Here is a 9,758-nt window from a genome sequence, read left to right as displayed (position 1 = left end):
TAATTCAAGCGTTGAATCACTGTTCACCAACCTTGCATATACGAATTGACTCTTTGAGTCAGTTCAAAACATTAAACACCCCGGTGGTCTTCATGATCACCGGGGTGTTTTTGTGCGCCCACTGTTCATTTCAAACTGACACAAAAACTGACACAAAAGTTGTGTTTAGAACATCTTTCGAATTGGTTTGCAGGTTCTGCCTCGTGGTGAACAGCATTTCCATGAGAGAACTGCGTACTTCACGGGTAAATGGTAGAGCAAACTGCTCTAAAATTTGTCACTGTTGCTCTTGCGGGGCTGCTGGTCATTTATTCTGCAATGAATGACCCGTGTTTGTGTCACTACGATGTCCATTGGCTGATCATGCTTGTCGATTGGAAGCGTCTCGATGATCTGGCAATCGTAAGCAATGCCGCAACGCAAACAATCTTTTCGCAAATAAGGAATCAGCTTGTCGTAGTATCCTTTGCCATGTCCGATTCTTGTGCCTTGAGGGTCAAATCCCAGTCCGGGAATTAACGCGAAATCAATCTTTTCCGGCTTGATTGATCTGTCAGGTCGTTCCTGAACGGTATTCGTGGGTTCAAGAATTCCGTATGCACCTGGGCTGAGTTCATTTCGGTTTTTGATTTGAACCAGTCTCAGCTCTCCTTGAACACAGTAAGGAACCACGATCTGTTTCGGCCCTGCCAAGTCCGCTTCCAAGCTTGATAGCGTGCGGACTTCATCTCGAGCGTGCACGTAATACAAAACGGTTTCTGCCTGCCCGTATTGCTCCAAGTTGAAGATTCGACTCAGAATCTTTCTGCTGAGTTGGTCTTTCTGAGTCTGTTCGCGTCGCGATTGTCGCAACTGTTTACGGAACGCTCGCTTCAATGAGTCTGTTGATTCAGGTTCGGGCATTCTCATCCTTTGACACGATACCCGAGTGATTTCAGTTTCTCTCTGACTCGTTCACTCTGGTCTCCCTGAATTTCTACGATTCCATCTTTAAGCGATCCTCCTGCGCCGCAGTGGTTTTTAAGGATCGTCAGCAATTCGGAAAGGTGATCTTGCTCGTCGACTAAATCACGGATCACCGTCATCAGCTTGCCACGTTTTCTCTTCTCTACTCCCACACGGGCAATCTGTTTTGCCGGAGGAGTCAGAGAAGGTTTTTCCGGAGGACAAGTGCATTCCTCTTCGAGTGCTTCGCATTTTTCACAGCGAAGCGGGCGGTCAAATTCGGTGCCTTCAAAGAGTCGCATTGAGATCTCTTCTTGAATTCTCGAGGAGAAGGATGATTTCCAGAGACTTTAGTACCCAGCAATGAAAATGCCAAGATTGCACACCGCGCCGGAAGAGCACATTTGTTCAAGCTGCGAACATGTGAATCAAAATAGTGTGTCCGACTCGGGATTCAAACAGTATCACATTTTCAATCTGGAATCGGGGTTTGCCTCGTGGCAAACAGCACTTTCTCTGGTGAAGCGCGTTCTGTCCGGGATCACACGCAGAGCAAACATCTCTATTCTTCAATCAGAGTGATCGTCCCGGCCAGGAACCGTTGCGGTCCATTGACAGTGATCATGCGTAAAGCTCCATCGTCATCAATGCCCTGACACATTCCAAAGACGGTCGATTGGGAATTGTCGATACAAATTTGTTTCCCGGTGAGAAAGCACTGCTCTCGCCATTGGTTGAGAAGTTTTTCCTGCTCATCGTGAAAACGTTCGAATCCTGTTTCCATGGCATTGAGAATGTTGATCAGCAGGAGTTCCAGAGAAACCGGTTGGCCAACCAGGTCGATTACAGATGTTGCTCGGTTGCGGACATCTCCCGGCGCATCGGCCAATGAGTTGTTGACGTTGACCCCAATTCCGATGATGACCAGTTCCGGCCGAGCGGGAATCGACTCAATCAAAATGCCGCAGATTTTTTTTTGGTCCGCATAAACATCATTAGGCCACTTCAGTTGAATGATTGCTTCGGGACAGGTTGAACGTAATCCATCCCCAATCGTTAAACCGACAATTAATGACATGAGTGGCCAGGCATCCTGCGGGATGTGAAACTGGGCAGGGTTGAGGATGAGTGAAAACGTCAGGCTCCCCTCGGCTCCCCACCAGCGATTCTGGCCGCGTCCACGTCCGCCTGTTTGAAGATCAGCTCCGACAAGCACCGGGAAGTCGGTGTGTCTTTCAATCGTCTTCAAGGCATGCGTATTGGTCGAGGAGACTTCTTTCAGCCACTCAATGGACTCGACAAAGGTCTCCGCCTGTAATCTTTGAGGATTGATCATCGGATTCAAATTCAAAAGGTCAATTCCGCAAAATTCAAGCGTGCTCTTGTGCAATTTCTTAGGCAATCAGACTTTCGAGCGATTCACGCGATGCATTGATCTCTTTTGTGACATCTTCGAGCTTCGGAAGAATTGGAATTCCCCGAGGGACTGGGTGCATGAAGATTTCGGTGCGCCCCTGATAATTGATTCTCTTCAGCGATGCGAGAATCGGTTTCCAGTCAAGCGGTCCACGGTGCGGAAGCTGCATGAGTTCCTGTTCTTTGGGAAGTTTTTTCGTACATCCCATGCCATGTTCCCAAGCTTGAAAGTGAACCAGTCGAGGACCGAGTTCTTCAATAAGCCCGCCGATGAGTTCTGGTTCCTGCGGAAGGTGATACGGTGCCATCGCCAAGCCGATGCTTGGGGAATCGACGAGATCAAAAAGCATACGGATTGAGTCCGGAGATGCGATCAATCCCCCGCTGTGGTTCTCGACTCCAATCGTCACACCGATTTCTTCAGCGGCTGCAATGTGTGGTTTCATCTTCTCAGCGAACTTGTTGACTTCTGTTTTCAATTCGCTGCCTTCGAGGTTCTTTGGTCCTCCGGTGTTACAGATGACCATGTCCCCGCCGAGACGTTTAACGAGTTTCATCTCGGGCTGCATTTTGAAAATGCCATACTTGAAGCAAGTGAAGCTTCCGAGTTTGACTTGGTGTTCATTGAGCAGGTCGATGAACTTTTCTTCGCCCATCTCGTCAAGTTGTTCTCGCTGATTTCCGTGCGGTGTGGCCCAGATTTCCAGGTGTGTTGCGTGGCTTTTCGGGACCTCCGGAACGATTTGAGCAAGTGGCAACTTTCCGTACATGCAGGATGCAACAATATAATTCAACTTGAATTTTTTATTGTCTGCCGGTTGCTGTGCATCAGCTGCGCATAAAGACGCCGCTGGAATCAATGATGATCCGGCGGCGATAGCTGTTCGACAAAAATCTCGACGATTGAATTGCATGGTTTTTCCTGTCAGTTCGAAGAGCAGCTGAGACTTTGATGGGTGTCTCAGCAAAATCGTTCTGACTGAAAAGATATCAATTCAGGTGAGAGTTGTCTTGGCTGTCATCAATGTCGTCCTGCATGGCATCCCAGGCACTGAAAGCATCAAAGACGTCTTTGGACGCCAGGACGGCATCTTCAGTTCCGATGATCAGTTGAATTCCAATGTTCCCAAGCAGGCAGCGAATTTCGCGAATGACCGGGAGCGGTGCGACCAGGGTGTTTTCTGGAAGGTCGTCGCATTGTCTGAGTTCCAGGCTCACTAAATCAGGAGTAAACATTCGGGGTTCCTGCTGGGTTATACTCTTCGTTGTCATATCAAAAGTAGACGTCGTGCCTCGCTGGTACGGCGATATGGTGTCGTCGAGAGGTCAGAACTTCAATGAATCTTTGCCAAAGATGAACAGTTTCCAAGAATCCCGGTACGCAGGAAAGCATTGCCCAGTGTGTGCAAAAGAAGTGACCTGGAAAGATTGAAGACACTGACAGATTTGGGAAACTCATAACGATTGTTCCGGTCAGGCGAGACAAACCGAATGAAAACGCTTAGTCTGATTCTCTGGTGGTAGACCTGTTCTGTTTACGAGACTTGGTCCGGTTTTTATCCTCATGGAAATAGACAACAGGAGTCGGCGAGCGATCTTTTGCCTCCGAACCTGAAAAGATTTGAAAACGTTAAGGAGAATTCAAAATGCGATGTTTCAAAATGACAGCGCTGACGGCTTTGGTCGCTCTGTCCCCGATTTTTGCGGTTGCACAAGACGATGCCCCTAATCCCGAGGCTGTCGCAGCCATCAAGGCACTCGGAGGCAACGTGATGCGCATCGCCCAGAACGACGATCGTTTAGATGTGACTCTGCACCTGGCAGATAAAGACGTGACTGATGATGCACTCGTGCATGTGGCGAAATTGCCGAACGTGGCCTGGCTCAACTTGGCTGGAACTAAGATTACAGACGCCGGATTGGCTCACTTAAGTGGTCTGAAATCACTGGAGAAATTACATCTGGAAAAAACAGCTGTTGGTGACGCCGGAGTGAAGCATCTCGCTGGTCTGGACAAACTTGTGTATCTCAACCTCTATGCAACACAAGTGAGTGATGCTGGCCTGAAGCAGCTTGAAGCAATGAAGAGCCTGAAACGCGTTTATCTTTGGCAATCCAAAGCAAGTGAAGCAGGGATTGCAGCTGTCCGTAAAGCACTCCCAGAAGCGAAGGTGATTGCAGGCGTTGAACTGAAACCTGTTGAACCACCAAAAGAAGAAGCAAAGGAAGAACCAAAGAAAGAAGAAGCCAAAAAGCCTGAGCCGAAAAAAGAGGCCAAGCCAGCTGAAAAGAAACCAGAGCCAAAGAAAGAAGCTGAGAAGAAGCCTGAAGCTGAAAAACCAGCTGCCGAGAAAAAAGAGGCTGAGAAAAAAGAAGCTCCGAAAACCGAAGAAAAGCCAGCAGAGGCTCCTAAAACTGTAGAAAAAGCAGCTGAAGAAAAGCCAGCTGATAAGAAGGATTAAAACTCAACTGTTCGAGGCGTGCTCGCAACTATTCGCCGGAACCTGACAGGTCGATCCATGTCAGGGTCCGGCATGATTTGTGGTCTGAATTCGATGGAATAAGAGAATGATGAGACGATTTGTTTTTGTTTTTTTCGTAGTCTGTTCCGTTTCGAATCAGGTCTTCGCCACTGGGCAACCCAACATTCTTTGGATTGTCGTTGAAGATGCCTCTCCGCATCTTTCGTGCTATGGCGAAACTACTATCAAGACCCCTAATCTGGATCGTCTTGCAGCCGAGGGGGTTAAGTTTACGAATGCCTTCGTGACTTGTCCGGTCTGTTCTCCGAGTCGGTCGGCGATGGTCTCCGGAATGTTTCAGACAACTCTCGGTGCTCATGCACATCGAAGTCAGAGGGTTTCGGGCAAGTGGTCTGCCGAGTTGAATCCTTATGCGAAATCGTATTCGCTTCCTAAGGAGATTCAGCTAATTCCAAGTCTGTTCCGAGAGGCTGGCTACTTTGTTGCCAACGGGGGAACAGGAAAAACAGATTACAACTTCACGACTGATTCAAAACTTTATGACAGCAAAAGTTGGTCGGACTCTCCTGACGGGAAACCGTTTTTTGCTCAAATCCACCTGCGAGGCGGAAAGTTCAGGCAAGCCAAGGTTGACCATCCCGTGGACCCGAACAGTGTCCAGCTTCCTCCCTACTATCCAGATACGGAAGTCATTCGAAAAGATTGGGCGAAGTACCTGAACTCCTGGATTCAGGTTGATAATGAAGTTGGCAAGATCGTTGCGGATCTTACGAAAGCAGGCAAACTTGATTCGACAGCCATCTTTTTCTGGACGGATCACGGCATTAGCCACGCTCGCGGGAAACAGTTTTTGTACGACGAAGGAATCCATGTCCCGTTAATTGCTCGACTTCCAAAAGCAGAGCAAGCGGGGACTGTCCGAGACGATCTCGTCCTCCACATTGACGTGGCGGCAGCGTCATTGCGGCTGGCAGAGATTGAGATCCCTGACTATGTTCAAGGGAAGCCGATCTTTGACGAAAACTATCGTCCCCGGCGACAAGTCTTTGCCGCTCGCGATCGATGCGATGAGACGGTCGACATTATTCGCTGTGTACGAACTAAAAAGTTCAAATACATTCGAAATTTTCTACCTCATATCTCGCACATGCAACCCAATCAGTACAAGGACGGAAAAGAGATCCTGAAGGAGATGCGTCGACTTCATGGCGAGAAGAAACTCTCTAAACTTCAAGCACGAATTTACGCTCCCAGACGCCATCCGGAAGAACTGTACGACCTTGAGGAAGATCCATTCGAGACCAATAACCTCCTCGCGGGAACCATGGATGAAAAACGTGCATACCGCGACACAGCAAATGTCATGCGGTTGGCACTCTATCAATGGATGGTCGATTCGGGGGACCTGGGACTGATTCCAGAGCCAATTCTGGAAGAATTGGGGCGTGAAGCGGGATCAAAGTATGCCGTACGTGGACCTAAAAAGAACAGTCGATTGGTTTGGAATCTCATCTCGACAATCGAAGAAAAAGAACGTGGAGACCAGGCGGGTTTATTGCAGGGATTAAACGATGATCATCCTGCAGTCCGTTGGTGGGCCGCGACCGGATTGGGAACGATGCGGCTGAGCAAAGAGAAGAAACAACAAGTTCTCAATGCTCTCAGCAGCTCGCTCAAAGATCCTTCAGCTGGTGTTCGAATTGCTGCCGCTGAGGCCCTCTGCTTGCAGGGAGAGACCAAAGCTGGCTTGCCGGTTTTGACGAAAGAGCTGAGTTCCGAAAACCGTCCCGCTGGGATGTACGCGATCCGAGGGTTGGAAATCATTGGGAAGAAGTCGAAGCCTGCTCTCCCGGAAATCCGCAACGCTCAGAAGATTCCGTATGATGTAACGCGAAGAATCGCAGATCGACTGGTCTTCACCCTTGAACAGAACGACTGAGAGAGTCCGGGTGATTCCATACCCCACCGGCGAGGAGGTGGGGCTCTCTATGCTGGCCCGGACGGGGCGCAATTCAGTGGGGTTTCACCGTTGATAAGGCGTTCGCAATTGGAATTCCGGTTCTGCCTCGTGCCGCCCAGCGATTTTACTCATATGTCGTGTTCGATGCAGACACTCGGTTCGTCTTACTGTATTAATGATTGAACAAGAACTCTTTGGAGTTCAGGAGCGTCCACAGTACGTCTTCGTAGAATTGCCGAGGTGATTCTGCTTCCTTCTCAAACGATTTCAATGCCTGAAGTTCTTCAGGTCTAGGAGAGCGGGAGAAGGCAGCCAGGTATAATTGTTCGATGGCTGCATCGGACTCGACTTTGTCTTTCGTCAGTGCCTCAATACGCCCCGCTTTGTCAGCCAGTTTCTTGGCAAGGATTTCTCCGTTCAGGGTATGTAATGCCTGTGCAAGGTTTTCGTCAGGCATGCGTTCGCACTCGCACACGCTGACACGTCGAGGCTTTCCGAAGACTGTCAGAAAGTAATCTGGATATTCACCATCGGGGAGATCGATAGCTCGGGTTCCTGGCGGGAGACTTTTGAATTTCGTTTGCGATTTTGTGACTTGATCAATCGCGTCCAGAAGCGGTTCTGCGGAAAGACGTTTTACGTAGTAGTGGCTGTAAAATTTGCTGTCTGTTTGATTTTGCGGTGTCGGGACCGAACTCAATTGATACAGGCGTGATGTCATGATGGCTCGCATCAATTGCTTTACGTCAAAATCGGAATCGATGAAATGCTGCGCCAGACGATCGAGGAGTTCAGGGTTTGTTGCCGGGTTCGTTTCGCGCATGTCGTCGACTGGTTCAACGAGTCCACGGCCTAAAAGGTAAGAGACATAACGATTCGCAATCGACCGCGCGAAGAGACTGTTGTCCTTCGAGGTGAGCCAATCTGCAAGTGGAATCCTGCGGTCGAGTGGATGGTCTGACTCGACATGATCGAGAGTCTTCGGGACAAGGTTCTTGCCTGTCTTCGGATGCCGTACTTCACCGGAGTTTTTCACAATGACGACGGATTCACGACCGAACAGCCCGAATTCCTCGCTGTTCTTTGTTCCAACGCGTGAGAAGAAAGCTGCAAAGGAGTAGTAGTCTTCCTGGCTGTATTTTTCGAATGGATGGTGATGGCATTTCGCACAACCGAGTCGGAGTCCCAGGAAAATTTGCGTTGTCGCTTCAGCGAGATCAGAGGAGTTTGCATTAATACGGAAATAGCTCGCCGGCCCACTTGAGTAGATCGAACCTTTGGCGGTGACCAGTTCGCGAGCAAACTGATCGATCGGCTTGTTGGTCCGAAACGACTCCTTGATCCAGTTGTGCATGGCCCACATTCGTTGTTCATCGGCAGCGGCTCCACGACTGGAGTTTCGCAATAGATCTGACCATTTCAAAGTCCAGAGTGCCGCGTAGCGGTCGTTATAGCGATCGAGGCTGGGATTCCCGGTGAGGCCAAGCAGGCGGTCTACAAGTTGTTCGCGCTTGTTTGGAGACGTGTCGTCAAGGAACTGTTGCGTTTCTTCGATTGTTGGGATCGAGCCGACCGCATCGAGGAACGCACGGCGTACGAATGTGGCATCATCACATAACGGCGAGGGACTGGTTCCGAGCTTTTCGAATTTACTTGAGGCGAGCTCGTCTACAAAATTGTTGTTCTGCCAATCGGCAAGTTGAGAATCTCCGTAAGGTGTCATGAACAAAACGTTCTGCGCGAAGTTTTCGAAGCGAACGAGAATTGAGGTTTGTCCCAGCCCGGCCGAGGTAACAAGTCCATTATCGGAGACGGAAACAACCCCATCGTCGAGAGAACTGTACTTTGCCCAGTGTGTCACATCCCGTTTTGAGTCATCTGAATAAGTCGCCACCACCCGCAATTGTTGCAGATGTTCAAGTGAGATGATTTTCTCTTTCGGGAAGACTTCGAGTTGAGTCACTCTGATCGATTTTTGATCTGGCCCCGGCGCCTGATTACGAATCCAGTTGAGCAATGTTTGATAGTCTGGAGAACCGGCCTGTAAACGCTTTCCCCCACCATGTGCGACTTGCATTGTCGGTTTTTTTAGGAACAGGCTTCTTTCGGGATCGATGAAATTGACTCGCCGCTGCGATCGGTCGGTAACGATCGCTTCCCGGTCTTTCTGGGGATCGAAACTGAAGACTGACAGTACAAAACCACCTTTTCCATATTGGCTTGCATGGCAAGCTCCGGAGTTGCAACCGGCACGGCTCATGATCGGTTGGACATCTGTCAGGTAGTCGACTTCTGGAGTCTCTTCGACTCCGATGACTGTTACCGGAACCTTTGAAATTTTCTCACCGACCTGAATAGTGATCTCAGCTGTCCCGTTCGTCACAGCTAACAGCTGTCCCTCAGAAGAGACCGTCACGATATTCTCATCCGACGATGTGTATTCCGCTTGTTGTGTTAAGTCGCCTGCTGAAATCGCTTTCGCAGCATTGACCTTGGGCGAGACGAGAAGTTGCGCGCGAGCAAATGCTCCAGAGAGCGTGACTTCAGCAGGTTCAATCTGAAGCGAAGCTGCCTCCGCTCCCAAAGCGATGTTGGCAATCAACAAAAAAATACTGATTCTCATTGAAATCATTCGTAACATGGCAGGGGCTCCTCGAAAAGGAGTCGGAGGGTGGGGAGATTGCGTGATCCTTGTCATGCCTCCTCCATGTTGAAGAAAGCATTCGACTCACGCATCAGGCAAAATTATTGCATCAAGCTCAGCGAAGCACTACCCCAAGACGTCTCTCCCTGTAGAATTCGAAGCGAATCACCGGCTTATCAAGCTGTGGTCTGGACGGTATTTTGAGGCTTATAATGTCTCTACGTTTGCAAGCTGTTGCAAGGAGATGGCGGTCTGTTTCTTGAACCATTGTCCTGATCGAGAGATTCAGAGAGTTCACTTAGTCATCGTT

General features: G+C 49.4%; 8 protein-coding genes. 2 read left to right on the top strand and 6 right to left on the bottom strand.

The features are described from left to right. Positions 1 to 267: 267 nt before the first annotated feature. The 5 genes from ACN0YR_RS10365 to ACN0YR_RS10345 form a co-directional block, all read right to left on the bottom strand. Positions 268 to 903: a 5-formyltetrahydrofolate cyclo-ligase gene (locus ACN0YR_RS10365; protein WP_417849142.1), complete on the bottom strand. Its 636-nt coding sequence runs from the start codon at positions 901 to 903 to the stop codon at positions 268 to 270. A 2-nt stretch (positions 904 to 905) separates the two neighbouring features. Further along, the gene (locus ACN0YR_RS10360; RefSeq protein ID WP_417849141.1) at positions 906 to 1,247 is read right to left on the bottom strand and encodes a translation initiation factor; all 342 of its coding nucleotides are present in this window, start codon (positions 1,245 to 1,247) and stop codon (positions 906 to 908) included. A gap of 260 nt (positions 1,248 to 1,507) precedes the next feature. Continuing rightward, positions 1,508 to 2,281 carry a biotin--[acetyl-CoA-carboxylase] ligase gene (locus ACN0YR_RS10355; RefSeq protein ID WP_417849140.1) on the bottom strand — a complete coding sequence of 258 codons (774 nt, stop codon included), beginning with the start codon at positions 2,279 to 2,281 and terminating at the stop codon, positions 1,508 to 1,510. A 58-nt stretch (positions 2,282 to 2,339) separates the two neighbouring features. Beyond that, positions 2,340 to 3,275, bottom strand: coding sequence for a sugar phosphate isomerase/epimerase family protein (locus ACN0YR_RS10350; RefSeq protein ID WP_417849139.1), 936 nt, complete (start codon positions 3,273 to 3,275; stop codon positions 2,340 to 2,342). A gap of 76 nt (positions 3,276 to 3,351) precedes the next feature. Next, the gene (locus ACN0YR_RS10345) at positions 3,352 to 3,597 is read right to left on the bottom strand and encodes a hypothetical protein (RefSeq protein ID WP_417849138.1); all 246 of its coding nucleotides are present in this window, start codon (positions 3,595 to 3,597) and stop codon (positions 3,352 to 3,354) included. Positions 3,598 to 4,007: 410 nt separating this feature from the next. Here ACN0YR_RS10345 and ACN0YR_RS10340 point away from each other — a divergent pair, with 410 nt between their 5' ends. Both ACN0YR_RS10340 and ACN0YR_RS10335 read left to right on the top strand, forming a co-directional pair. Further along, a complete protein-coding gene (locus tag ACN0YR_RS10340; protein WP_417849137.1) occupies positions 4,008 to 4,823 on the top strand; it encodes a hypothetical protein in 816 nt (271 codons plus the stop codon). A 106-nt stretch (positions 4,824 to 4,929) separates the two neighbouring features. Continuing rightward, on the top strand, positions 4,930 to 6,783 hold the full coding sequence (locus ACN0YR_RS10335) for a sulfatase-like hydrolase/transferase (protein ID WP_417849136.1): 1,854 nt from the start codon (positions 4,930 to 4,932) through the stop codon (positions 6,781 to 6,783). A gap of 193 nt (positions 6,784 to 6,976) precedes the next feature. Here ACN0YR_RS10335 and ACN0YR_RS10330 read toward each other — a convergent pair whose 3' ends face one another. Next, positions 6,977 to 9,445, bottom strand: a complete 2,469-nt coding sequence (locus tag ACN0YR_RS10330; RefSeq protein ID WP_417849135.1) for a DUF1553 domain-containing protein — start codon at positions 9,443 to 9,445, stop codon at positions 6,977 to 6,979. Positions 9,446 to 9,758 lie beyond the last annotated feature (313 nt).

It is taken from the genome of Thalassoglobus sp. (assembly GCF_048270125.1).
Classification (GTDB): Bacteria; Planctomycetota; Planctomycetia; order Planctomycetales; family Planctomycetaceae; genus Thalassoglobus.
Note: the sequence above shows the minus strand (reverse complement) of the source record. Positions and strands in the feature narration are given on the sequence as shown.

Excerpts from the sequence above, each read along its gene's own strand:
- ACN0YR_RS10365 (WP_417849142.1), bottom strand. The coding sequence starts at position 903 with ATGCCCGAACCTGAATCAACAGACTCATTGAAGCGAGCGTTCCGTAAA.
- ACN0YR_RS10360 (WP_417849141.1), bottom strand. The coding sequence starts at position 1,247 with ATGCGACTCTTTGAAGGCACCGAATTTGACCGCCCGCTTCGCTGTGAA.
- ACN0YR_RS10355 (WP_417849140.1), bottom strand. The coding sequence starts at position 2,281 with ATGATCAATCCTCAAAGATTACAGGCGGAGACCTTTGTCGAGTCCATT.
- ACN0YR_RS10350 (WP_417849139.1), bottom strand. The coding sequence starts at position 3,275 with ATGCAATTCAATCGTCGAGATTTTTGTCGAACAGCTATCGCCGCCGGA.
- ACN0YR_RS10345 (WP_417849138.1), bottom strand. The coding sequence starts at position 3,597 with ATGTTTACTCCTGATTTAGTGAGCCTGGAACTCAGACAATGCGACGAC.
- ACN0YR_RS10340 (WP_417849137.1), top strand. The coding sequence starts at position 4,008 with ATGCGATGTTTCAAAATGACAGCGCTGACGGCTTTGGTCGCTCTGTCC.
- ACN0YR_RS10335 (WP_417849136.1), top strand. The coding sequence starts at position 4,930 with ATGATGAGACGATTTGTTTTTGTTTTTTTCGTAGTCTGTTCCGTTTCG.
- ACN0YR_RS10330 (WP_417849135.1), bottom strand. The coding sequence starts at position 9,445 with ATGTTACGAATGATTTCAATGAGAATCAGTATTTTTTTGTTGATTGCC.